The organism is Clostridium sp. HV4-5-A1G, from assembly GCF_900184915.1.
Lineage (GTDB): Bacteria > Bacillota > Clostridia > Clostridiales > Clostridiaceae > Clostridium_B > Clostridium_B aromativorans.
This window is the reverse complement of the sequence record NZ_FXYI02000002.1, coordinates 39,331-65,754: the sequence shown is the minus strand read 5'-3', so window position 1 is coordinate 65,754 and position 26,424 is coordinate 39,331. Positions and strand designations below refer to the sequence as shown.

General features: G+C 34.8%; 22 protein-coding genes and 1 riboswitch. Of the genes, 1 reads left to right on the top strand and 21 read right to left on the bottom strand.

All coding sequences use genetic code 11. The features are described from left to right. Window positions 1-70 precede the first annotated feature (70 nt). From J5G60_RS00555 to J5G60_RS00475, 17 genes are all read right to left on the bottom strand, one after another. A complete protein-coding gene (locus tag J5G60_RS00555; protein WP_150355640.1) occupies window positions 71-718 on the bottom strand; it encodes a TorD/DmsD family molecular chaperone in 648 nt (215 codons plus the stop codon). Between the two features lie 15 nt (window positions 719-733). Further along, a complete protein-coding gene (locus J5G60_RS00550; RefSeq protein WP_150355639.1) occupies window positions 734-1,315 on the bottom strand; it encodes a DMSO/selenate family reductase complex B subunit in 582 nt (193 codons plus the stop codon). A gap of 19 nt (window positions 1,316-1,334) precedes the next feature. Beyond that, window positions 1,335-3,680, bottom strand: coding sequence for a DMSO/selenate family reductase complex A subunit (locus J5G60_RS00545; RefSeq protein WP_150355638.1), 2,346 nt, complete (start codon window positions 3,678-3,680; stop codon window positions 1,335-1,337). 16 nt (window positions 3,681-3,696) lie between these two features. Then, complete coding sequence (locus J5G60_RS00540; RefSeq protein WP_150355637.1) at window positions 3,697-5,034, bottom strand: nitrogenase component 1; 1,338 nt, start codon at window positions 5,032-5,034, stop codon at window positions 3,697-3,699. Next, window positions 5,018-6,499, bottom strand: a complete 1,482-nt coding sequence (locus J5G60_RS00535; RefSeq protein WP_150355636.1) for a nitrogenase component 1 — start codon at window positions 6,497-6,499, stop codon at window positions 5,018-5,020. The genes J5G60_RS00540 and J5G60_RS00535 overlap by 17 nt, the downstream gene beginning before the upstream one ends. A gap of 16 nt (window positions 6,500-6,515) precedes the next feature. After that, a complete protein-coding gene (locus J5G60_RS00530) occupies window positions 6,516-7,349 on the bottom strand; it encodes a MetQ/NlpA family ABC transporter substrate-binding protein (RefSeq protein WP_150355635.1) in 834 nt (277 codons plus the stop codon). A 24-nt stretch (window positions 7,350-7,373) separates the two neighbouring features. Further along, window positions 7,374-8,042: a methionine ABC transporter permease gene (locus tag J5G60_RS00525; RefSeq protein WP_150355634.1), complete on the bottom strand. Its 669-nt coding sequence runs from the start codon at window positions 8,040-8,042 to the stop codon at window positions 7,374-7,376. Next, window positions 8,039-8,818, bottom strand: a complete 780-nt coding sequence (locus tag J5G60_RS00520; RefSeq protein WP_150355633.1) for a methionine ABC transporter ATP-binding protein — start codon at window positions 8,816-8,818, stop codon at window positions 8,039-8,041. The genes J5G60_RS00525 and J5G60_RS00520 overlap by 4 nt, the downstream gene beginning before the upstream one ends. 183 nt (window positions 8,819-9,001) lie before the next feature. Further along, a riboswitch (SAM riboswitch) is annotated at window positions 9,002-9,105 on the bottom strand. Between the two features lie 109 nt (window positions 9,106-9,214). Further along, window positions 9,215-10,504, bottom strand: a complete 1,290-nt coding sequence (locus J5G60_RS00515; protein WP_150355632.1) for a transposase — start codon at window positions 10,502-10,504, stop codon at window positions 9,215-9,217. A 9-nt stretch (window positions 10,505-10,513) separates the two neighbouring features. Continuing rightward, window positions 10,514-10,969, bottom strand: a complete 456-nt coding sequence (locus J5G60_RS00510; RefSeq protein WP_150355631.1) for a DUF441 domain-containing protein — start codon at window positions 10,967-10,969, stop codon at window positions 10,514-10,516. A 470-nt stretch (window positions 10,970-11,439) separates the two neighbouring features. Next, a complete protein-coding gene (gene lipA / locus J5G60_RS00505) occupies window positions 11,440-12,336 on the bottom strand; it encodes a lipoyl synthase (RefSeq protein ID WP_150355630.1) in 897 nt (298 codons plus the stop codon). Between the two features lie 20 nt (window positions 12,337-12,356). Beyond that, on the bottom strand, window positions 12,357-13,340 hold the full coding sequence (locus tag J5G60_RS00500) for a lipoate--protein ligase (protein WP_150355629.1): 984 nt from the start codon (window positions 13,338-13,340) through the stop codon (window positions 12,357-12,359). A gap of 134 nt (window positions 13,341-13,474) precedes the next feature. Then, window positions 13,475-14,590: a 4-hydroxybutyrate dehydrogenase gene (locus J5G60_RS00495; protein ID WP_150355628.1), complete on the bottom strand. Its 1,116-nt coding sequence runs from the start codon at window positions 14,588-14,590 to the stop codon at window positions 13,475-13,477. 88 nt (window positions 14,591-14,678) lie between these two features. After that, the gene (gene lpdA, locus J5G60_RS00490; protein ID WP_150355627.1) at window positions 14,679-16,052 is read right to left on the bottom strand and encodes a dihydrolipoyl dehydrogenase; all 1,374 of its coding nucleotides are present in this window, start codon (window positions 16,050-16,052) and stop codon (window positions 14,679-14,681) included. 14 nt (window positions 16,053-16,066) lie between these two features. Then, the gene (locus tag J5G60_RS00485) at window positions 16,067-17,392 is read right to left on the bottom strand and encodes a dihydrolipoamide acetyltransferase family protein (RefSeq protein ID WP_150355626.1); all 1,326 of its coding nucleotides are present in this window, start codon (window positions 17,390-17,392) and stop codon (window positions 16,067-16,069) included. Window positions 17,393-17,459: 67 nt separating this feature from the next. Beyond that, a complete protein-coding gene (locus J5G60_RS00480) occupies window positions 17,460-18,434 on the bottom strand; it encodes an alpha-ketoacid dehydrogenase subunit beta (RefSeq protein ID WP_150355625.1) in 975 nt (324 codons plus the stop codon). Between the two features lie 27 nt (window positions 18,435-18,461). Beyond that, window positions 18,462-19,418 carry a thiamine pyrophosphate-dependent dehydrogenase E1 component subunit alpha gene (locus J5G60_RS00475; protein WP_150355624.1) on the bottom strand — a complete coding sequence of 319 codons (957 nt, stop codon included), beginning with the start codon at window positions 19,416-19,418 and terminating at the stop codon, window positions 18,462-18,464. Window positions 19,419-19,789: 371 nt separating this feature from the next. Between J5G60_RS00475 and J5G60_RS00470 the strand changes: the two genes are divergently transcribed. Then, window positions 19,790-21,559: a sigma-54-dependent Fis family transcriptional regulator gene (locus J5G60_RS00470; RefSeq protein WP_268905659.1), complete on the top strand. Its 1,770-nt coding sequence runs from the start codon at window positions 19,790-19,792 to the stop codon at window positions 21,557-21,559. Window positions 21,560-21,662: 103 nt separating this feature from the next. Here J5G60_RS00470 and J5G60_RS00465 read toward each other — a convergent pair whose 3' ends face one another. From J5G60_RS00465 to J5G60_RS00450, 4 genes are all read right to left on the bottom strand, one after another. After that, a complete protein-coding gene (locus J5G60_RS00465) occupies window positions 21,663-22,406 on the bottom strand; it encodes an SDR family NAD(P)-dependent oxidoreductase (RefSeq protein ID WP_150355622.1) in 744 nt (247 codons plus the stop codon). A gap of 192 nt (window positions 22,407-22,598) precedes the next feature. Next, a complete protein-coding gene (locus tag J5G60_RS00460; RefSeq protein ID WP_150355621.1) occupies window positions 22,599-23,927 on the bottom strand; it encodes a gluconate:H+ symporter in 1,329 nt (442 codons plus the stop codon). A gap of 762 nt (window positions 23,928-24,689) precedes the next feature. Then, window positions 24,690-25,160, bottom strand: coding sequence for a VOC family protein (locus tag J5G60_RS00455; RefSeq protein WP_150355620.1), 471 nt, complete (start codon window positions 25,158-25,160; stop codon window positions 24,690-24,692). A 31-nt stretch (window positions 25,161-25,191) separates the two neighbouring features. Then, window positions 25,192-26,232, bottom strand: a complete 1,041-nt coding sequence (locus J5G60_RS00450) for a zinc-dependent alcohol dehydrogenase (RefSeq protein WP_150355619.1) — start codon at window positions 26,230-26,232, stop codon at window positions 25,192-25,194. Window positions 26,233-26,424 lie beyond the last annotated feature (192 nt).

Sequence of the window (26,424 nt, the reverse complement as noted above, 5' to 3'; positions counted from 1 at the left end):
ATATAAATTTTCATTATACATTAATAATACATCCTAAAAGATATATTTTCAATAAAAACATATCCTACTTTTACTTATTTTTAATAATTTTTTCTATTTCTTTCAAATCTTTCATTACCCAGGCTTCTGTGATATTTGAAAGTTCAATCCAGAATCCAATTTTAGCATTGGAATTGACGCAATTTCTCCAGGCCGGAACCCATTTGCACAAATGTTCTTTTAGGAAATTTTCCATTACTGTCAAAACTTCCAATACTTTCTGAAAATCGCTGCATGTTTCAATACTGCAGAGCCTTGCCATAAAAGACAGTTCAAAGGCAAGATGATCTGCCGCCTCCCTGGGATTTACCTCTAAACCAAATTGATGATAGAACTCCCTTACGGAAAGCTCCGATTTTCCAAAAATAAGCCTATCCCTGCTCTCATATACGGATTCCCAGGGAGGTGCCAAAATACGTCCCGGCCCAACAAACAATCTCTGGTAATCTTCCCATAACTCTTTTTCATATCCAGGATTAAATTTATTACCACCCATCTCGCCTGATATTACCTTGGCTTTACCAGATAAGTCAATATCATCTTCATATTCGGAAAGCTTTTCCAGTAAATCAGTTTCTTTTAAAATTTTCAAACCTCTGCTCAAATTATCTCTATAAAAAAGAGCCAGCGTAGAATATACAGCTTCTCTTTCCATAAACCACAATTTTATACTGTCCATTATAAAAAATTCTCCTTATTTTTTTAAAGCATCTCTATGGGGAGTGATTACCAAAGCGGGCTTTGTAGCATTTCCTTCAGGCATTCCCCGTACTTTACATATATTCCCATATCTTGCTTTAAGAAAATTCAGATCTCCATAATTCAAAACCCGCATGGGGCAGGCAGCTACACAGACAGGGGGTTTACCTTTGTCTATCAAATCCATGCAGAAATCACATTTTTTAACTTTTTTAGTGCCGGGGTCATATTGAGGTGCTTTATATGGACATGCCTTAATACAACTGCGGCACCCTGTGCACAGATCTTCACAAATATATACAATTCCATCTTTTTTTCTCTTTTTAATCGCTTTCACAGGGCATGCCTTTACACAGGCGGGATCAACACAGTGATTGCAGCTTATTGAAATCCAGAAAGCGTATACCTTTGGTATAACTGCTTTTCCCCTTTTTATGTAACTGCCACCGGACACCTCATACACATTTCTGAAATTCTGGCCTGCTTCCAGGTTATTTTTATCTTTGCAGGCTATTTTGCAGGTATTACATCCTGTACAGTTTTTTTGCTCAAAATAAAATGCCAGCTGTGTGCACATCTTGTTAAAGCTCCTTCCCTCAATCCACTTTTTCTATCTCAACCAGGCTTGTATGGGATGGATTCCCGAAAGCCAGAGGCGTTGGCTTATACCTGGTTAAAACATTTATACACCCTCTCCTGTCAATTCCCTTTTCATCCGGAGTCCACCAGCCTCCCTGGGGTATGGAAGCAACTCCCGGCATAATTCTGCTGGTAATTTTCACAGGTAAAATCATGGCACCTCTGTCATTATATACCTTGACCATATCCCCATCCTCAATGCCCCTTGATTTGGCATCTTCACAATTTACAAAAATCTTTTGTGGATCCACCTCCTCCATCCAGCTGTCATTGTCAAAGGTAGAATGAACCCTTCTCTTAGAATGATGGCCTATACACTGTATAGGATATTTTCCTGCGAGAGAATCCTCCGGTCCCTCCCAGGCAGAAATATACTTGGGAACTGCCGGAATTTCCCTGTGATTGTCCATTTCCCACAATCCAGGTGAAAATATTTCTATTTTGCCGGAGGGCGTTGGAAAGGGGTTAGCTTCAGACTCTTGGATTTGCTTTTTAAAAGCAATGCTGGGCTTTTCATAAATCCACCGGTATACCCCTTTTTTCTTGAATTCTTCACAACTGGGAAAGCCAGGGTTTTTCTCGGCTGTTTTTTCAACCATATATTCTATCCATTCATCCAATGACTTTCCTTCCGTAAATTTATCTAAAAGTCCAAGCCTTTTAGATAAATCACTTATCCAGTCATATCCATTTCTGCATTGAAAAACAGTATCCACGGCCTTGTTCATAAACAGTACATAATCACCAAATCCCCAGGGTGTGACTATGTCTTCCCTTTCCAGCATATCATCTGAAGGCAGTATTATATCTGAAAACCTGGCACTTGCAGTGAGAAAATGATCACTTGTCACAATAAATTTTACCAGCTCCTGGTTTTTCAGAAGCTCTGCGGCAGCATTTGAATCCGTATGTTGATTTACTAGACAGTTTCCGCCTAAATTGAATATGAATTTTATACTTGAGGACAATTTCTCTGTCCCCTTGACGCTTAAATCAGCTCCCATTCCCTTCCCTCTCACTATGGCATCAGGCCAGCTGAACATGGAAATTTTGCTTTTATTGGGATTGTAGTGAGGAATTGACGCCACATATGCTTCTCTCACCGGATATCCCGTTCCAGACGCCCAGCCTCCACTAATACCTATATTGCCTGTCATGGCAGCTAAAACAGTTCCCCCTCTAACCACCTGTTCTCCATAAGCATGTCTTTGTGGACCAAATCCCTGTATCAGTGCTCCGGGTTTATCCAAGGCATACTCTTTTGCCAGTCTGACTATAGTTTCTCTTGGTATCCCTGTAATAGCCTCTGCCCAAATAGGAGTTTTAGGTATCCTATCACTGCCTTTCCCAAGGACATAGCTTTTATAGGAATTTCCATAGGGAATGCCCGGCGGCATATGATTTTCATCAAATCCAATACAGTACTTATCCAGAAAATGCTGATCTTGCAAATTTTCAGTAATCATAATATAAGCCATTGCATCAAGCAGTGCATTATCCGTAGTGGGTCTAATTGGAATCCATTCATCTGCAAGGGCAACTGCTGTATTTGAATAAATCGGGTCAATACTTATTATTCTGGCTCCTGCATTTTTTGCCATCTTAAGATAATAGGCGGTATTTGTACCATGTATGGTATCTGCCGGATTAAATCCAAGGAGAATTATAAGCTTCGAATTCACCCAGTCTTCCCTGCTGTTTCCCGTATATATTGTGCCAAAAGTATAGGGAGTAGCTGCCTGAGTACAAGCCGTACTATAGGTTCCATAATAGGACAGATACCCTCCATACATTCCAAGAAGCCGCTTTATCCACACATTCTCCGAAAGCCTGCCTTCATTTCCGGTGGCATATTGGACATATATTGAGTCAGGTCCATACTTATGCATAATTCTTTTCAAATTATCTGCAATATTATCCAATGCTTCATCCCAGCTTATGGGTTCAAACCTGCCTTCTCCGCGTTTGCCCCTGCGTTTCATAGGATATTTCAATCTATCACAATTGTACATGTGATTGCGATAAGCTCGGCATCTCAAACACCCTCTGAGCTGTGGAATCTTTTCAGTATCCGGAATGTCGTCTTCGGTGGATATTCTGACAATTCTATTTTTTTTCACATGGACTTTTATAATACACCTTCCGCCACAATTATGAGAACTGGATGTAGGAATGATCTTTTCCTCTTTATCCAGATCCCCTTCAGAGTTGAAGGGATAAAATCCATCTTCACCATCCAATTCTCTTATCAGTTTCAAGCTTTTTTCTTTTATACCCAATATTTTTACTTTTTCTTTCATCATAATAGACTTCCTTCTATTACTTATAAGTTGCGAGTATGTTGCTGTATATATCCTCCGCCAGGGTCAATCCTCCATCGTATCCAATATAGCCTCTGTTTAATACCAACCTATGCATAACCGGAAGAGATATATTTATCCAGAATCCATTTAACTCTGAAGCTATGTCTTTGTCCCAGGAACTTCCCAAAATCAGAGGCTTATAATTGCCATGGGGGTATTTTCTCAATCTCTCATGTATTTTGCCTCCGTCTATTTCAAATACAACCCTGGATGAAACAGATTCAGACAAGTGCCCAAATTCATTTTCTATTTCACCTCTATATTCTTCCGGAGTATCATCTGTAATATACTGCTCTCCCGGAACAATTCCAAGCTCATTCACCAGAAATTTGCTTATTCCCAGTGCATAAAAAGAATCCGTTATATTAAAAAACCTATCTGCCATATCATATCTAAATTCTATAAAAAAGTCCAGTGATCTTTCAATATAATAATAAAATCTCTTTTCCTCTCCACTTATAAAGTCCTCAACCTTCTTTTTATCCAGCTGTGCAAACTCTGCAACAGTTCTCAAAAAATTGCTGGTTTCTCTTGCTCCTATTGGAAGCACAGGATAATGCAGATAGGGAGTGCCATATTTTTCCTTCAGGTGTTTTGCAATATCCAGTCCCACCCAGGGTGAAAGAACCAGATTAAATTGAGCATCGGGAATTGTCTTCCATTCATCCACTCCATTTGACTCTGTGCCAAAAAGTATATTCACTTCAAGACCTATTCCCTGAAGTAATTTTTTTATCTCCATTAAATTACCTGTCCAAAATGAGTCCTGATAAGGCAGCACAGACCAAACATTTACAAGTCCCTTTTTTACCTGCGGTTTTTTTTCACCTACAAATTGATCAATAATAGCCTTAATAACTATTTCATGTCCTTTAAAATTACTTCCCTTAAATCCACCCGTTTCAGCATAAACTATTGGAATTCCATTATCTTTATATTCGCTTACCACCTGACCTATATCATCTCCTATTATGTCGGAAGTACATCCTGTTAAAACCACAAATAGATCGCCCTTTAAAACTTTTAAAGACCCATCTATTACTTGCCTCAACCTATTTTCTCCTCCAAACACAACTTCTCTTTCTGTGGTATTGGTACAGGGAACGCAGCTTCCTCCGGAATAGCCTATGCCCTGATACCCAGATGCAACGCTCAGCCCATCGTGAAGTTTAATTCCACAGCCTGGACCAGAGTGTATTATAGGAATAGCTTTCTTGATAGCCAGTACGGACTGCTCTGCTCCAAGTGCACAGTAATGTCTTGGCTGTTCCACTATATTAACCGTTTTTGCCATTATTACCACCTCCCAGAAAACTATAAGGATCCTGATTCATCCACCAATCAGTATATGGAAGTTCACAATGACTGGCAATACTGCTTACAAACTCTTTAGTGGCAAGTACATCAATTATCTTATTGCCATAGTTTATAAGCCCTTCATATCCCAGTCCAAACTGCTCATCACCCATTAAAAACGTAGGTATGCCAAGCTTTGGCCCCCATGAAGACATTCCACCGTGTCTTGCTACCAGAAGATCTGGTTTTAACCTGTTAAGTACATTCACCAGTTCAAAAGGCTGTTTGTTGCAGATATCAAAATTTGCAATATCTCCATAACTTTTCACTACATGACCTAAACTATCACTTTTGGAACTCCTATCGTCATAACAGGGATCATGGTGAAATACAGCTGCTCCCACTACATCCATGTGAAGCTCCTTCAAAAGAGCTATTAGACTGTGTCCATGAGCTGCTCCTGCAGTTACATATACTCTTTTGCCCTCCAATTCATTTCTAAGTCTTTCAAGGTCTGGAGCAATTTTATCTTTCTCGGACTTTATAAGTTCCTCCACTTTTCTTTCCCTGCCAGTAGCTTTTCCAAGCTCTCTAAACCATATATCCGTGCCATCTATCCCATAAGGAGGCGGCGATTTGATCTCTGTTACACCGTATTCCTGCTCCAGGCCGGCAGCCAAATATGTCCCAAGTGTGGGACATATTTGAACAGTAGCTGCAGCTTCAGATATGCTTTCCAGTTTATCTATAGTTGAAAAAGGGACAATATAATTTGGTTTCAATCCTATGCGGCCAAATAAATCGGTGAATATATCGCTCCCCCAAAAATTAATTACATTTATAACATCATTTCTTTTTTTAACAGGTGGTTTGACAATTTTCCTCAAAATACCATGATATGCAGCATCAAAACCTGTTGTCCAAATCTTCGATCTAAATCCTTCACAGGATATATATACCACGGGTATTTTCAATTCTCCCTGTAATTTATCAGTTACCCCTTCTACATCGTCTCCAATAATTCCGGAAGCACAGGATGCAGTTACAAAAATTGCCCTGGGATTAAATCTTTTATAAGCTTCCCGTATAGCTTCCTCCAATTTAAAAATACCACCATAAATCATATCTTTTTCCTGTAAATTGGTATTTAACAATCTGGCATTTCTCAAATGCATATTTCTCTTTACCTGTCCTACCCTGTTTGTAAAATTATAATCCTGAAAATCAGCAGAACATCCTATGGGCGCGTGGTTTATCACCACTGCATCCTGTATCATAGCCAGCTGGCACAGCGCATTTCCTGAGCTGCACCCAAGGCACTGGCTAAAACTTCTTCTTCTGTCACATAATTTGCCACCTTTAGAAGCCCTGCACAATTCTTTAGCATTTCCAGCAAATCCTGTAATTGAACCCAATCTGGATTCTCTTATCTCCACTTCTGGAGATTTTATATTAATACTCAATACTTATACCTCCATCTTAAAAAGCCGGTACTACTGCAACTCCATATTTTTCCTTTATAAAATTCCTTACATCATCTGAATTAAGTGCTTTTACTATGGCTTTTATTTCCTTTTTATTTTCATCACCCTTTCTCACAACGATTAAATTTGCATAAGGCGATTTACTATCTTCTCTAAATAATGCTTTATTGGGATCCAATTTTGCTTCAAGTACTAAATTTGTATTTATTACAGAACCATCTACATCAGGTAGTACTCTAGGAAGCTGAGCTGCATCCACTTCAACAAACTGCAGGTTCTTTGAATTTTCAACAATATCTGAAGGCGTAGCACTATAGTTAGCTATTCCTGATTTTAATTTAATCAGACCCTGCTCCTGAAGAAGTTCCAGCGCCCTGTACTCATTGGATGGATTATTAGGTATGGCAATTTTAGCACCATTTTTAAGTTCACTTTTGGATTTAATTTTATCAGAGTAAAAACCTATTGGTTCCACATGAACTTTTCCAGCTACAGCAAAATCATACCCTTTTTCCTTGGCTACAGACTCTAGATAAGGCAAATGCTGAAAATAATTTGCATCTATCTGCTTTTCCTGCAGAGCTGGATTCAACTGATCCTCATCATCCAGTACCACTACCTGTAAATCAATTCCCTCTTTTGCAAGTGTCGGCTTTATATGATTCAATATTTCTGCATGGGGCACTGCTGCCGCACCTATCTTCACTGTAACGCTTTTGTCCTTACTGCTCCCGTTGCTTGTACTATTTGAACTGCCTCCATTACCGCAGCCTGAAAGCACTCCTACGGCTATTGCCAGTACTAATGATATTACACTTTTCTTTTTCATATTAATTCATCTCCCTTAAAAAAATCAATCAAATTTATACCTTTTTTTATTTACATATCTAGAAATATGGTCTCCTGAAAACTGTATGAACTGCACAAGACATATAAGCAGTACAACAGTAGCTACCATAATATCTTTACGAAATCTTTCATATCCAAAACGTATTGCCAGACTTCCAAGCCCTCCTGCTCCTATAGCTCCAGCTACAGCAGTAAATTCAATAATGGATATCATGGAAATTGTAATTCCTCTTATGAGGGAAGGCAGTGCCTCTGGTATTAGAACTTTCAATATGATCTGAAAAGGTTTTGCTCCCACAGCAAGAGCCGCTTCAATCTTTCCCCATTCCACTTCTTCTATGGATGTCTCAATAATTCTGGCCAAAAAAGGTGCTATTCCTATGGATATTGGGACAATCGCTGCTTTCATTCCCAGTGTGGTCCCAACAATCAATCTGGCCAGCGGCAATAAAACTACAATCAGTATTATAGATGGAAGGGATCTTATGGCATTTACTATAGTGGCCAGCACCCTATTCAATTTTTCATGTTCCAAAATATGTCCTTTTTTAGTAACCACCAATATAATTCCAAGAGGCATACCTATGAGAAGTGCTATACAGCCTGTTATAATCACCATTTCTATAGTTTCTGACAGTCCTTTTAAAATCAGCATTTTAAAATCATCAGTCATATTACCTCACCTCCAGGACAACCAGAATTTATATTGAAATTTCTCATTATCTGTACAAACTTTTTAGCAGTATCACTTTTAGGATTTAAAAATACTGAATTTGTACTTCCTACTTCTACAATTCTTCCTTCTTCAATCACTGCCATATTATTGCATATATATTTAACAACATCCAACTCGTGTGTTATAAGCAGAATGGTTAAATTGAGTTTTCTATTTATATCTCTTAAAAGTTCTAATATAGAATAAGTAGTCTGTGGATCAAGGGCAGAAGTGGCCTCGTCACTTAAAAGTACATCTGGTTCATTGGCAAGTGCCCGGGCTATGCCAACCCTCTGTTTTTGACCACCGCTCAACTGAGCAGGATAATAATCAACTTTGTCACTTAAATCCACTAGATTCAGTATTTCATGCACCCTTTCCTTCACTTTTTCCTCAGGATAACCTGATATTGTAAGTGGAAAGGCCACATTTTTATATACAGTCATTGAGTCAAACAAATTGAAGTCCTGAAATATTATTCCTATTTTTTTCCTGGCTTCTCTGAGCTCATCCTTATTCATGGCAGTTATATTTTTGCCTCCAATTATAACAGTCCCCGAAGTAGGTTCTTCAAGTCTGTTGAGACAGCGTATCATGGTAGATTTGCCGGCCCCACTAAACCCTATTATTCCAAAAATATCTCCCCTTTCAACTTCCAGATTTATATCTGTTAGCACCTGAATATCTCCCTTTGGAGTACTAAATGTCTTGCTTAAATTCCTCACACTTATCATATAATTGACTCTCCCCCTTTCTTTCAGAATTCAACAGCCAAATACATATAGGACAAAAAAAGAGACTAAATTCTATAAAACAAAATTTAGTCTCCAGTTTTTCTGGTCAACTTTTAAAAATTATTTGTGTTTAATTCATAAAATAAAACTCAGGGAAAGTTCCTGAGTTTTTCTCAATGAATTCCCTCATTTTTCAGCTACCTGCTGCAGGAATTAGCACCAATGTATTGATCAATACTGGTTGCCGGACTTCATAGGGCCTTTCCCTCCATCTCTCTTAATAAGTTCATCTACCATTTAAAATTATAGTATATAGTATACCAATAATATTAAATACTGTCAATACATTTTTGATTAGAGTTTCCCCAAAATAAATTATTTCAAATATACCTGGACCTATAATTCTAATGCTTCAGCTATAAATAGTTGTTGTGGGGCCTTGGTTTTTAAAACTGGTTTCATAAAACTCTTAATTCCAGTAAGTGTCTTTTTTAATATTGAATAAATACCATCGGCTACTGCATAATAATCAAAGTCTGGTATTTTATAAATTCGATTGGAAAGCTTTTGTATTAATATACTTAGTATACTTTCTCCCTTTTTTTCTGAAAGCATGGCAATGAAACCTACAATTAAGGATAATAATAAATTCATAGTTCTTATGGAATTCAAACTTCTTACCCTTATATTTTCAAAATCAAACTGCTGTTTCTTAAATCTGAAGTACTCTTCTATCCTCCATCTTTTGAGATAAACTTGAATTATCGTGAGTGTTAATCTCTTATCATCGGGTTTAATACTGCTGATAAGCATCACGGGAACTTTTCCGAAACCTCTTATTACTACAAGAGTAAGTGGTTTATCAGGAATGTCCGGCAGGGCAATAGATATAAAACTAAACTTACATTTCTTTACTTTGCCGGCTTTGTTTCTTACTATAGTTGAAAATCTTCCATGATATTTATTAGCAAGTTTTAATATATTAATAGATTTACCGTTATGGATGACATTTCTGTTGCATTTAGCCCTTATAACAAAAGCCTCGTCACTATTTATGAAATATCTATAGAATTTTTTACCGTCAAAACCCCTGTCGAGAGCCCTGATACCTTTACTGCCCAAATGTTCCCTTATAAAATTTAAGCCCTCTAAAACTTCTTCGTTTTCACTTACAAAATCAGTTTCTGCATTTGAATATATTTTTGAGTATACCGAGACAGGCATATTGTATTTACTTGTCAATGCAGCTATTTCAAAGCAATTATACCCGTTAATATTAGTTTCACCAGTACTTCCATCACGAACTTTACCCATGGCTTCTAGAACTTTACTGTTTCTTTTAGTAATTTCAGAACCATCAACACAAAATACAGTATCATCACCAATGTATGGTTTTATCTCGGAAATGTAGTTATCTATTATCGCATTGTGTTTATCAAAAGTCTTAAGATTATTGGAAAGCCTTTCAATGGTCTTTTTTAAAGAGATATTTTCTTTAAGCGCCCTTGATATATCACTCAGGAGTATAGTTTGATTTTCTAGAATTCCATAAATCATCTGTGTAATAAATTTATAAGACGGTTTTGATAGATTTTTACAGATTTTATTTGAAAAAGTTAATATTTTTCTTTTTATTTGGTATGATAATTTGTTATAATTAATATTGCTGTTTTTTATAACTTCCATGAGTTCATATTATCTATGAAATAACTTGAGTCCCAATGCAAGTATGCCAGAAGTAATCAGGGGTCCTACTGGTACTCCACCCAGAAAAGCAGCAGCTATTACTGCACCTAATATTAGGGCTGGCATTACATCACCATGACCTTGAACAGTAAGATACTGTAGTCCAAGTCCACTTAAATAGGTAGTAAATAGGGAAACTAATAATGCTGCCATACCAACCCAAGAAGTAAATACATTTTTTATATTTGTAGATGTAACCTTTCCATTTGCAATTGGAATTAAAATAGCAGCTATAAGCAATACTAGTCCTATAAACATTCCATGATTCTCTATATACGGGAAAGTATACTTATCTATATTTAAGAGTTTAACAATTAATAGCATGCAGGCTGCAATTGCCACAGAATTAGCTTTTCCTAATATTGAAGCTGCCAATATTACCAATAGAATAATATTTGATTCCAATTTGAATCACTCCTTTATTTCACTTCAATATTATATATATATTTGAGATCATCTGTATAATGCAAAAAGAATTGTTAAATTAGCTGTTTTCTAAAAATCACCAATATTATGTCCATAAAAGTAATTATTGATCACTCTCTTGATTCACTTCAGATGTTAAAAGACGAAATTTTAGACATAGTTTATTCATTCATCCCATTAACAAAAAAAGTATCAGTGCAACTATTTTGCAACCTACAAACTAATTTTAGTAACCAGTCCTTCAAATTATAACTACTTTTCAGGCATAAAGAAAAAGGAGCTGCCGCAAATAAATTATTTATTCTGCAATTTTCCTTCTCAGGAAGTAGGAATATCTATTCAGGAGTTATTTTCAAGGATTATTCCTTCTTTTTTAATAATGCATAGAAATCAGGGAATAGCTCCCGCAAAATTTATAGTTCAAAAGCTGAACCATAATTTCTCGAAATCTATACCCATATATCATCATTATTCTTTGTAAATAACTCACCTATTTTATAATTCATAGCCTCATCAGCATGGTATGAACTTCTTACATACGGAGCTGATGCTACGTATGTAAACCCCATCTCTAATGCTAAATCTTTATATTCTCTAAAAGTTTTAGGTTCTACATATTCTACTACTGCATGGTGATATTTGGAAGGAGAAAGATATTGTCCTATAGTTAAAATTTCACATCCAGCATCTCTCAAATCTTTAAAAGTTCTTATCACTTCTCCCCTCGTCTCACCAAGTCCCAGCATAATGCTTGATTTTGAATATATTGATGGATTTAAGAATTTAACATTTTTTATCACTTCAAGAGATCTTTTATAAATTGCCTGAGGTCGCACTTCTGAGTACAACCTTGGCACAGTTTCAATGTTATGACCTATAACTACAGGAGATACCTGTGTTATAATTTTTAACGAATCAACATCTCCCTTTAAGTCGGGAATAAGTACTTCTGTTTTTGTACTAGGACTTAATTTCCTAATCCACTTAACAACCTGCGCAAAATGCTCTGCTCCACCATCATTGAGATCATCTCTTGTAACAGAAGTAATGACTACATATTTAAGGCCCAATTGTGCTACGGCCTTAGCTACATTCTCCGGCTCATTAACATCAATAGGATCGGGTTTGCCGAATGTAACATTACAGAACCTGCAATTCCTTGTACAATTTATGCCTAAAATCATAAATGTAGCAGTTTTTCTATTAAAGCACTCAAGATAGTTAGGGCAGTTCGCTTCAGTACATACAGCGTTTAAAGACAGGCTTTTCAAAATCTTCTCTACATACTCTCTGTTAGGTGTGTCCCTGTAAGTAATTTTTAACCAGTCCGGTTTTTTATCTATCATAAAAACACTTCCCTTTATAATTAGCTGAAAATACATTTTAAAAATTGATCCTTTGAAATACCTCTAAAATATATGTCAAAATTGACATTATTCAATTTCATTTTCATATCTTCATAGCTATATTTTGTTCCTGTAATAATTTTTTCTAGAGCCTCAATTGGCATAAGCCCTAAAAAATCACCATTAATTTTGCACCGCTCCACAACTCCTGAATTGATGTCAAGTTTTACAGACACTTTACCATTGGGGAATCTGAGTTCATTACTGTAATTGAACTTTGGAGCATTTCCCATATTCCACTCCCATGTTGCAAATTTTTCATCTCTAATCCTCTCAATTTCCATAATATCTTCAGCAGACAGTCTATATTCTGTCATAACTTCCTTTTCAGACAAATATTCTTTCAATCTCTGCCAAAATTCATATAACGAATACCTAACAGGCATATATTCAATAATATTTGTCATCCTGCTCCTTACGGAAGCAATACCCTTTGATTTGATTTTCGCCTTATCAACTATCAGTAAATCCTGAATTAAATCCAGATTTGAATTATACAGCAACGAGCCGTGACTGCAAAGAACGTTGCCTTCAACAGTCTGGGCATTACCTGAAATTTTTTTTGCACCAACCAAAATATCATTTCTTCCTTTAAGTTCGGCTTTGATACCCATTTTATTTAAGGAATAAACTATCGGTCTACATGTGGTGGAAAAATCAATATCCTCAAAATTGTTGACTGGCATAATGAAAGTATAAAGTAAAGTTCCCAAATCCGTATAGATCGTGCCACCGCCTGTATTTCTCCTTATTACGTCTGCTTTAATTTTCTTTACGGCATCAAAATTTACTTCAGTTTGCGCTGTCTGATATCTACCCAGCATCACGCAGTTGTCTGCCTGCCATATAAGCATGGTTTTATCATTTTTAAATCTTTTCATGCAAAAAACTTCACATGCAAAATTATAAGTCGCATTTGTTGAATTTGTTTCAATATATCTCATAATCTATTTCCCCATCTGTATAACAATTCAAACATCAATAAATGTGCAATCAACAGGCAAAATACAGTAATTTATTTCGTCTATTTATTTTGCTAATTGATTGCACTATTAAAAGAGAATATGGCAATTAAATATCAATACAGTCTATCATATATGCCCGCTATTTCCTCTCTTGAAAGAGGTTCGTAATTATTTACTAATAATCTCTGCTGGCCCTTTATAACATCATCTGTAAAAATTTCAATTTCTTCTTTCTTCATCCCATACGTTCTAAGGGGCTTTCTAGGCAATAATTTATCCAGAACTTTTGACAATTCTTCGTATACTTTTTCTTGATTACAATTTAATATATCAGCCAATACACTATTAAGCTTTTTAATCTTACCATCTGGATTTTTCTTCATATATATTTTAAATATTTCTGTAAAAAACAAATAATTTGCTTCCCCATGGGGTACATGATAATTGCCTCCTATAGGATAGGATAATGCATGTACAGCTCCACAACCTGCATTTCCAAATGCTATGCCGGCATAATTACTTCCAAAAACAAATTGTTCAATTATCTGAGTTCTATAATCTTCTCCTTTTTCTAACACTTTAATGTAACCATTTAAAATCAATTTTACAGCCTCCATACTAAACAATTCAGTATAAGAAGTCGCTTTAGGAGATAAATATGATTCAGTTGCATGAATTAATGCATCTACAGAGCTAGTTACAAAAAATTTATATGGAAGGCCTTTTACAACCTCAGGTATAAGTACTGCATAATCTGCATATAACTCGTCTGAAGCAATTCCCTTTTTAGTATGTTTTGATTTAAGTTCAGCAACGGACACATTGGTGACCTCAGAGCCCGTTCCACAAGTTGTAGGTATAATAATCAACTGTTTGTCTTTTATCAAGGGAACTTTCCCATCAAATAAATCCAGTGAATCTTTAGTATATTTAAGCCTTAGAAGCTTAGCTATATCTATTACCGTCCCTCCACCTAAAGCAATTACCCTGTCATATTTCTCATTTCCAATATATTTAATTATTTTATTTATCATTTGATCTGAAGGCTCTCCCATACCAAATGTTTCTTGGAATATAACATCTGAACCATCAGTATATTTTTTCAAGAAAGGTTTATATAAAAATTCATTTGTCAATATAAGATCACCTTTCCCGATTTTAAAAAATTTGCAAAATTCTTTAGTAGTATCAAATTTATGAATTTCAGGTTTCACTGATAATTGTCTCATAATTTCAACTCCTCATTTTACTTTTCAATTATTTTCACCTATATTACCATTTTATAGGGAATACAAAGCATTCTCAAAATTCTTGTCTTTACATAAAATGAATAGCTTTATATAATGCTGCCATAAATGCTTCAGGTATAATTTCAGATACAGTTGGATGCGGATGTACTGAATTTATTAATTCTTCAGCAGTTGATTCAAGATTCATTGCAACAGATATTTCAGCTATCATATCAGTTGCATGCACACCAAGTATATGCACTCCTAATATTTGATTAAATTCTCCTTCAAGTATTACCTTTATAATCCCCTCTGTCTCTCCCTCAACAAGAGCCTTTCCATTTGCCGCTAGTGGAAACTTTCCTACTTTTACATTCTGATATTTTTCTCTTGCCTGATCTTCTGTTAATCCAATGCAAGCTATTTCAGGTTCAAGATATATACAAGAAGGCATATAGTCATAATTCATCGTTTCTATTTTTCCACATATATTTTTAACTGCTACAATACCTTCACGAGATGCTGTATGTGCAAGCATTGATTTACCATTAACATCCCCAATTGCATATATGTTATTTATATTTGTAGCCATATATTCATCTGTTTCAATAGCTTTTCTATTAAATTTAAGGCCAATTCCTTCAGCATTAATCCCTTCTGTATTAGGGACTCTTCCCACAGCCATAAGGACTGCATCTGCCTCAACAGATGTATCTTTACCGCTAAGCTCATAAACTACCTTATTACCTATTACTTTCTTAACCTTTGCTCCTGTATGGAATACAACACCAGCTTTTGTAAGCCTGTTTTTTGCAAGGTCAGAAACTTCTGCATCCACCATGGGAAGTATTCTGTCCATAAGCTCAAGAACATAGACCTTGCTGCCCAGCATTGAAAAAATATATGCAAACTCGACACCAATTACCCCCCCACCGATGATTGCAATACTTTTGGGCACATAATTTACATCTAAAGCCTCTTTACTTGTTATAACATTTGTATTACCTTCCAGTGGAATAAAGGGAGGCATAAATGTACTGGAACCTGTTGCAATAATAAAATATTCAGATGTAATTGTTTTATCATCAATTTTAACCGTGTTTTTGTCTACAAATGATGCCGTACCTTCTATTGTTGTAACTTTGTTTCCTCTAAGAAGCCCTTTGACACCGTTAACAAGCTGTTTGATAACAGCCTGCTTTCTTCTTTGTAGTTTATCCATGGACACCTTTACATTTACTTTGTCCACACCATCCACGGCATACTCTTCTGCATTCTTAACTTGTTCATAAACATTTACAGTTTTAATAAGAGTTTTTGTAGGAATACAGCCTTCATTTAAACATACCCCGCCAAAATGCTGATTTTCAACAATACATACTTTTTTACCTTCCTGTGCTGCTTTTATAGCAGCAACATATCCACCAGGGCCGCCGCCAATTACCGTAACATCATAATCCATTTTCAAGAACTCCTTTACATTAAAATTTTAATAGGGTTTTCAAGCAATTCTTTCACATATTCCACAAATTGCGATGCAAGAAGTCCATCAATAATTCTGTGATCAATTGACAGCTGAATGTTCATAATAGGTCTGATAATTATCTTATCTTCATCATCTTCTGTAATTACCACTGCTTTTTTCCTAACGGAGCTCACTGATAAAATTGCAGTTTCTGGTGGATTAATAATAGCTGTAAAGTTATTAATGCCAAACATACCTAGATTAGAAATTGAGAATGTGCCGCCAGTATACTCATCAACACTAAGTTTGCCGGCTCTTGCCCGTGCAATTAAATCTTTAGTTTCCCTAGCAATCACAGTTAATGTCTTTTCTTGAACGTTTTTAACACAAGGAACAATAAGTCCATTGTCACCAGCAACAGCTATACCCACATTAGTACTTCTGTAATAAATAATTTTTCCATCAACTAATGAAGAATTAATATCAGGGTACTTTTGTAAAGCTTTGCTGGCAGCAAGGACAAGCAAATCAGATACAGAAATTTTTTCCTCAGAAACTTCATTCAACTCTTTTCTTAAAGCAGTGAGTTTTGTCGTATCAACATAATCTGTAAAGTACAGATGCGGTGAAGTGAACTTGCTTTGTGATAACTTTTCACCGATAACTTTTCTAACTCCCTTATAAGGTATTTCTTTGAGAATTTTCTTGCCACCAGCTTCTGTGCTTACTTCTGAAGTATTATTGATATCCTTTTCAACATCAGCCTTCATGATCTTTCCATTTATACCTGTACCTTCTACAGCTGCAAGGTTAACTTTATTCTTATCCGCAAGCTTTCTGGCAAGTGGAGATACTTTAATGTCTTTAGCAGTCAATCCGCCTTCAAAACCTGTTCCTTTTATTTCTTTAAGACTGTCAGGATCTATATCTTTGTCCTCAACATACTTTTTAGCCTTTGGTGACAACTTTAATTCTTTCAAGCCAACTGAAGCAGTCACCTCTGAAGCTTTAGCTACAACACTTTTTTCGTCAGCAGATTTTACATCTTCTCCTCCTTTTTCTTTCAAATAAGCTGCAAGAACTGCATCTGCATCTTCTCCCTCATTTCCTACAACAGCAATCGGCGTAAATACAGGAACAAATTCGCCTTCTTCAACTAATATTTTAAGTAAGACACCATCCAAAGTTGCTTCAACAGGCATAGTTGTTTTATCCGTATTTATTTCAAAAAGAATTTCTCCCTTTTTTACACTTTCACCAACATTTTTGTTCCATTTAACAAGCTCACCTTCATCCATATTAAAACCTAATTTAGGCATTATGATTACTTCTGCCATGAATATTCCTCCTCTATTTACAGGAACCGCATACATATGCTCCTATATATTTTTTACTTACCTATCTCTATAACATCTCCCTGATTTTTGCTTCAATTGATTTCTCATCTGGAATTATCGGGAACTCCAATGCTGGACTGAATGGAAGCGGAACATCAGCCGTACCTAATCTTTGAACTGGCGCTTCTAGATCATAAAATACATCCGGCATAATTCTGGTCGCTATTTCTCCGCTTATGCCAAAACTTATGTGTCCTTCATCTACTATAAGCAGTTTGCCTGTTTTCTTCACTGATTTTATAATTGTTTCAGTATCCATAGGGACTACCGTTCTCAAATCAATTAGTTCAATATTTATTCCTTCTTTTTGAAGTTTTTTGACAGCTTTCTCTGCTTTAACTACCATGATTGAAGTTGCAGCTAGTGTAAGAGCATCTCCTTCTGTAACTACCCTTGCTTTTCCAAATGGAATGGTGAAGTCATTATCTTCAGGAACTTCAAATTTTGTTGTATAGAGCATTTTATGTTCAAAGAAAACAACTGGATTATTATCTCTTATAGCTGTTTTAAGCAGCCCCTTTGCTTCTGCTCCCGTAGAAGGAACAGCAACTTTTAGTCCCGGGCAGTGTGCCATCCATGCATGAAGGCTTTGTGAATGCTGGGCTGCCGATGAACGTCCGCCACCAAGAGGCATTCTTATTACAAGTGGAACTTTAACCTGCCCGCCTGACATATAAGTAATTTTGGCTGCCTGGTTGCAAATCTGATCCATAGCAACCATCAGAAAGTCTCCAAACATAAGCTCTATAACCGGTCTCATGCCTGTGATAGCTGCTCCGATGCCCATTCCAACAAAACCTGCTTCAGAAATTGGTGTATCTTTAACTCTTAAATCACCATATTTTTCTCTTAATCCCTCTGTGCATTTAAAATTGCCTCCGAGGATCCCCACATCCTCGCCCATTATAAAGACATTCTTATCTCTTTCCATTTCTTCATCTAATGCTTCACGAACAGCATCCCTATACATTATTTCTCTCATAATTATTAACCTCCAATAATAAAGTAATTAGTCAACAAAAACATCATCAAATGCTTCTGCTGCTTTTGGATAAGGGCTTTCCTCTGCAAACTTGACAGCCTCCTTAATTTCAGCTTCAACTTTTTCCTTTATTTCAGAAATTTCTTTTTCAGTTAAAAGATTGAAACTTTCAAGCTTTTTTATAGGTTCATTTTCTTTCCAATGCTTCACTTCTTCTTCAGGTCTGTAAGTACCAGGATCGCCTACATGATGTCCCTGCCATCTGTAGGTAAGGCACTCAACTATAGTAGGGCCCTCTCCAGCTCTTGCTTTATCAACTGCTTTTTTAACTGATTCATAAACTGTAAAAACATCATTGCCGTCAATAGTTACACCATCAATTCCATAACCCACTGCTCTCTTTGAAAGTTGATGTTCTTTTGTTACCCTTCTAGTATCAACTGAAATACCATACAAATTATTCTCTATTACATAGACCACCGGCAAATCCCAAGCAGCAGCCATATTAATGCTCTCATGGAATGTGCCTTCATTTGAAGCACCATCACCAAAGAAAGTAACTGCAACCTGACCTGAATTTCTCAGCTTCGAACTATAAGCTGCACCTGTAGCAATTGGTATTCCACCACCAACAATGCCATTGGCACCAAGTATACCTTTGTCAAGAGCCATAATATGCATGGAACCGCCCTTTCCTTTGGAATAGCCTGCTTCTTTTCCAAGTATTTCTGCCATCATTTTCTTTAAATCAGCACCTCTTGCTACAAGGTGCCCATGACCTCTGTGGGTACTACCTATGTAGTCATTTTCATCAAGTGCTGCACATGTACCTGCTGCAACAGCCTCTTCACCTAAATACAGATGAGCAAGGCCCGGCATTAAACCTTTTTTATAAAATTCAAAAACTTCTTCTTCAAATCTTCTTGTTCTATACATGATAGTATAGAATTTTTTTGCTAATATCTTTTTCTCATTACTTTTCATGAATATCCTCCTCAACATTTATTTTTATAATTAAATGTCAGCAAATTTCATACCAAATCTTTATGAAATTTACCAATTTACATCATATGGTACGTATAGTATAATGTAGCCAAAGATATTTTTAATTAAAAGGATGTGATCTTATTTTTAGTAGAGGTACGCTCATTAAAATAAGAAAAGCCCGAGAAAACTTCATAAATCAAGGAATTCAGGACAATTCAAATGTTAGAAAAGTGATACTGGAATCTTGGATTCGTTCAAAGAAGCTCGGAGTAAATCCACATTTTACTGAAAAGAAGGTACTCACAAATAAGGACTTGGAAAAAAGGATATCCGAGCGGGAATTACTCTATACCACTGCGATTCCAATTATGAAAACACTCTATAACTTTGTTAAAGGATCAAATTTTTTGATTATTTTATCAGATGAAGATGGTTATCTTCTCAAAGTTATTGGTGATCCTAATATTTTAGCAATGGCAGAGGATAATGTTCTTATTGAAGGAAGCAATCGAAGTGAGAAAAAGCTTGGAACCAATGGCATAGGAACCTGCCTTTATTTGAAAGAGCCCATACAGGTTTGGGCCGATGAACATTTTTATATTCTTCATTCGAACTGGGTATGCTCCGGTGCACCTATAATAAATGAAAATGGAAAACTTTTAGGATCACTGTGTATAACTGGCACATGGGACAAAGTGCACATTCACACTCTTGGCATGGTTGTTTCAGGTGCAGCAGCTATTTCAAAGCAAATGGATTTGCAAAATGCCTACTATAAATTGATAGAAGTAAAAAATCAGCTTGATATAATGGTTGAATCCCTAAAAAGTGGCGCAATTCTCATCAACAACGGTATAATAATTAAGGTAAATTCTCTTGCCTGTCAGATACTCAGAATTAATGAGAAAGATCTCTTAAATTCCAGTATAATAAATATTATTTCTGAAATCGATTTCAAAAAAAGTAAAAAAAATATATATAGTAAAGAAATAAATATTGGGAAAAATCATAAAGTAAAAGTTTCTCTTACTTCAATTATTGTCCAAAAGTCAAATATAAAGAACTCTTCTGAGTTTCTGCTAACATTTGAAGAAATCAAAAATGTACATAAGTTAGTCACTAAAACGGTCGGTTCAAATGCACACTTTTTCTTCGATGACATAATAGGTAACTCCCAACCAATAATTATTTCTAAACGTCTTGGAAAGATCGCATCTGAAAACAATGCAAATGTTTTATTGATAGGTGACAGCGGTACTGGTAAAGAACTGTTTGCACAATCAATTCACAATTCCAGTACCTATTCCACCGGTCCGTTTATAGATATTAATTGTGGAGCAATACCGAAAAGCCTTATAGAAAGTGAACTTTTTGGATATGAAAGTGGGGCCTTTACAGGCGCAAGACGTGAAGGCTGTGCCGGCAAATTTGAACTAGCTAATGGCGGCACAATATTTTTAGATGAGATAGGCGATATGCCTTATGACGTTCAAGCTGCTCTACTTAGAGTAATTCAAAATCGTGAAGTTTTCAGAATTGGCGGCAAAACCCCTATAAAGATTGATGTTAGGATAATAGCTGCTACAAACAAAGACCTTGAACAATCCATACTGAACAATACCTTTAGGCGTGATTTATATTACAGATTGAATGTGTTTAATATTAAGATCCCACCATTGGCTGAACGCGGCAATGATATTATTCTCCTTGCAGATTATTTTGTTAAAAAGTACAAGCTTAGAGCCAATAAAATTATCACTGGAATAGATAAAAACGTGTATGATGCACTTATGAGTTATCACTGGCCAGGAAATGTTAGAGAACTTGAAAACACTATTGAAAGAGCAATACTGGTTGCACAAACGAATGTCATTACAATCAACGATTTACCAGATAATATTATTGCAAATACTAAAACTAATAAAAAAACTATAAACATAAATAACAACTATATTGGGGATTCCTTACCAAATAAGACATTAAACAAAGTAGAAATAAACTTAATAAACAATGCATTAAAAACAAATAACGGAAATATTAAAAAGACTGCGGAAAGTATCGGCATGAGTAGACGTACTCTATATCGAAAACTTGATAAATATAAGATTGATTACAAACTTATGCGTATTAATAAATAAAAACCAGTATAAATGCACCTTCTGTTAGCTTTTTTGTCTAACATTTAAGGTGCATTTAATTTATTTTATTATTTTTAAGTTATGCTATTTTATGCATAATTTATTAGCGAATATACAATGCACCATTTACATCTATAGTATGTCCCGAAACATAATCTGAAAGCTCTGAAGCTAAAAATACTGCTGCGCCTGCGACCTCATATGCTGATCCTAACCTTTTCATTGGAACAGTATTACCACTTTTAGTAAAGCCAAGATCTACTGCCATATCAGTATCTATTAAACCAGGGGTAATTGCATTAGCAGTAATATTATATTCTCCTCCATTTAAAGCAAATACTTTTGTAAGTCCCAATACACCAGCCTTTGATGCCACATAATTTGCTCCTGTAAATTGTCCACCCTTTTCTCCTGCCATTGAAGATATATTAATAATTCTTCCATATCTTTGTTTTTTCATTATTGTAAAAACTGCTTGACTACAAAAAAATACAGCTTTTAAATTTAAGTTTAGCATAGAATCCCAATCTTTTTCTGTTAACTGTTCAATAGGAATAGCTTTAGAAATGCCTGCATTATTAACCCAAATATCAATTTTACCAAATTCCCTTACAATTAAATCAACTATGTTTGATATTTTTTTTGTATCAGTAATATCTAATTGAATAGCTCTTGAACGCACATTTAGTGATTCTATTTTTTTTGATACTTTATTAGCATTTTCAAAATCAATATCTATAACAACAATATTAGCTCCTTCATCAGCCATACGCATGGCAATGGCTGCTCCGATTCCTTTTCCAGCGCCTGTTATAACGGCAACTTGACCTTTTAATAAACCTGCCATTTTTCAATTCCTCCTTACTTTATATAGAATTTTCAATATTTTAAAATAATTATTCGTATATCGAATTGCTTACATATTTATCTTAATTAATTTCATGGTAAAGGTAAAAACTTACCTTTTTACTCATCTTCATCTATAAAATTTAATCAAATAAAATTCAGTATAAAAATACTAATATTATTAATTATGGTTTTAATGAATAAATAAGCTTAAAATCATTACACCACCACAACCTATTAAAGAAATAATTGAAGTCAGTCCGCACCAGACTTCGATATTCTCGCTAAAAGTTAAACCCATAAATTCTTTTACCATCCAGAATGCCGCATCAGAAGGAGGATCACAAAATACTGAACCACAAGTTACCATTAAAACCATTAATTCAATACTAACTCCCGTTGTCTGTTGTATTAAAGGCAATATTATACCTGCAGCTGTAAATAAAGTTACTGTGGCAGAACCAATACATAACCTTAAAATTGCAGTGACTAGCCAAGCTAACAGATATGGTGATAGTGGCAATCCTAACATTATATTGGCTACATATGTCCCTACTCCGCTATCAAGTATAACCTGCTTCAATGCACCACCACCACCAATGATAAGTAAAATCATCGCAATAGACTTTGCTCCTTCTTCACAAGTGGCCATAACTTGCGTCATGCTTTTACCTTGATGAGTGCCAAAGAAGTATAACGAAGCTAATAAGGCAATTAATAGAGCTATATCTGTATTCCCTATGAAGCTAAAAAATGTAGCAACAGATGAGTCTTTTGGTACAATAAATCCAATAATCGTTGCAGTTATAATAATAGCAACTGGAACAAGGGCTGTAAAACAACTTACTCCAAAGCCAGGAAGTTCTTCTTCCTTAAATACTTTATGTGTAGCCAATCCTTTTGGTACTTTAGGATCATAGCCTCTTTTTTTAAGGTACATAAAAAATAATGGTCCTGAGCAAATTAAAGCAGGAATTGAAATTATCAGTCCATAAAGCAGTACTACCCCGACATTTGCGCCCAAAATATTAGCAACAGCTATTGGACCAGGATGTGGCGGTAAAAAGCTATGAGCTACTGTTATAGCAGCCAGCATTGGAATCATAACTTCCAATAGTGGAATAGAACCTGCTATAGCTATAGTAAAAACAATTGGAATAAGTATAACAAAACTAACTTCCCAAAATAATGTTATACCAATAATAAAACCTGTCAAAGACATTGCCCATATAATATTTTTTCTCCCAAATTTATTGATTAAAGTTGAAGCAATTTTTTGTGCTGCACCACCATCTGCTAAGACTCTACCAAACATTGCTCCAATTCCTAATATTAATCCAAGATGTCCAAGTGTTCCACCTACCCCTGTCTCAATTGAAGAAATAGTTTTTAAAGCAGGTAATCCTTCAATTATTCCTACAAATAAACACGTAATTAAAAGAGATAGAAATCCATTAAGTTTAAATTTAACTACCAATATGAAAAGTACCAAAATTCCTACCACTAAAAGAATAAGAGGCATATAATTCACTCCTTTTTAATTATTTTTAGGTTAACTAATTAATTATTTTAAATCGTTTACAAATTTTATACTGTTATTTACTTAATAGGTCATCTTACCATTTCATTTTGGATTAAATTTTATAGACCATTTAATTCCTCCTCACTCCAACTTAATATATTTTTTTACATCGTTTTATTTAATTTCCTATTATAAATATTTATCATCTCCTAATAAACACTCAGACAAATTTTTATCTGTATATATGTAAAGCAAATTTTGTTCCACATCTAATAAATTAATAATTTTTATTCCTTTATTCATAAACCATTAAATAAGTACTATTAAAAATATATTATTTATTGTTCCCTGTATACTGTCACATAGGACATATAGTTACATGCTTGTCACAATCTTTATAATATATCTAGTTAAATTTAAGGAGTCTGCCAACAATTTAGTGTAAACTTCTAATGTTTTATAATTTCTCAACTACACCTTCCATAACTTTTCATTTTCTAATTTCTTCTTTATAATTGATATCTGTTACCTTAATATCATTCCAAATCCATTATTCCCTTACATAAAAATAATGAGTATAAATTCAGTTTTTACATAAATTTATACTCATTTCCAAATAGTTATGGTAGTATAAATATTACACTCTACAACATGATTCTTTATTCTTTTAAAAAAGACATATAAAATTGTACTTGTTAACGATTTCATTATTTTAACTATCTTAATTAAAATTATAAATTTATGTTAACTTCTTATTGAAGTTTATTTCCTAAAATGTGCTATTTCTTTAATTTCATAAACCATGTTATTTTCTTCGTCATTTGCGTAAAAACAACGCCTATATCCATTAAGTTCATCTTCTGTTTCAGACTCAAATACAAGTCTTGACCCTCTTTTTAGAAAGTATTCTCTCCAATAGTCATAATCATCAACCTTAAATGCAATATGGTGTAAACCATTATTATTGGACTCAATAAAGTCCTTATGTACACCATCTCCAGAAATTGGTTGTATGATTTCAATACCACTACTTATACCATTTACATTGCACATAGCAATCTTCAATTTATAATTTTTTATTTCCTTACCATATGACCATGCTCTTGTAGGTGAAAAATAATAAATTTGAAATTCTTCAATTCCATAAAAATTTTTAAAATGATCAATCGACTTGTCCAAGTCCCTTACCACAAATCCTACATGCTCGATACCAAAATCTTTTAACTTTCTCATATATATCTCCCTTCCTTATTCTTACTCTAATTTACCACATTTCTATAATTGCTTTTGTTTCTAATCCACCCCTTTCCTTTAATTCCTCAAATCCTTGTTGTAAATTTTCAAATTTGATTTTTTTAGAAATATATTTTTTTAATTTAATTCTATTATTTTCAACAGCGTTTATTACAGCTTTGAACTCTTCAGGTGTATGACCCTTACTTCCCTTCATGATAATCTCTCTTAACACAATATCTCTATAATTTAACAACAAATCACTGTGGGGGAGGGCAATACATGTTATTTTCTTCTTTTTTTCCTTCTTAAGTGCTTTAATACCCGCATTTAAAGCTGATGCAACACCTGCACAGTCAAATACAATGTCATAACCTCCATCTGATGCTGCCCATAATTGTTCGTTCAAATCTTTTACATCAGCTTTTATTACATGATCTGCAACTTTATATTTCTTAATTACTTCAATCTTCTCTGTGTTTATTTCAGTAATTGTTATTTCCGCTGCGCCAAATATCCTAACCCATTCTGCAACACCTAGCCCTATAATTCCACCACCTAAAATAATCACCTTGTCACCAGGTTTGACTTCGGTAAGTATCGCCGCATGAAGAGAAACTGTGAATGGCTCTATTAAAGCAGCTTCCTCGTTTAAAACATTATCAGGCAACTTATATATACTATTGGGAAACCACGTAGTATACTGGCTATATGCACCTGGGTGATTGATTTCTCCACCTTTCCAAGTAATAACTTTCCTATTGATACAATTATCAAAATCTCCTCTTATACAATTTTCACAACGTCCACATGGCTCGTTTTGTACATTTTGAGTATATCCCACAACACGATCGCCTTTTTTAAATAAATCAGTAGTTCCCGGTTCCTCTATTATTCCTGAATATTCATGACCAATAACTACATCTTTATAGTTTTCGCCATCTTTCCAGTAGGAAAGATCTGTCCCACATACACCAACATGTGTTACCTTAATAATCGGATTTTTTTTTACACGCAGTTCCCCTTCTTTAATTTCAAACTTTTCATTTCCTGCTAAGACTGCATACTTCATAAAATATAATCCTCCTTTACATTTTAAAATATTACTTTCACTAATAACTTTTAACACATAAGTTATAACAAAGTATTTAAGAAATTCTACCACCTTTTTATACCACTTGCTAAAATAAATTTACTAACTTAATTAAAATTAGCCTGTAAATGCATTTCTTTATAACTTTTAATAATTATCAAAATAACTGAT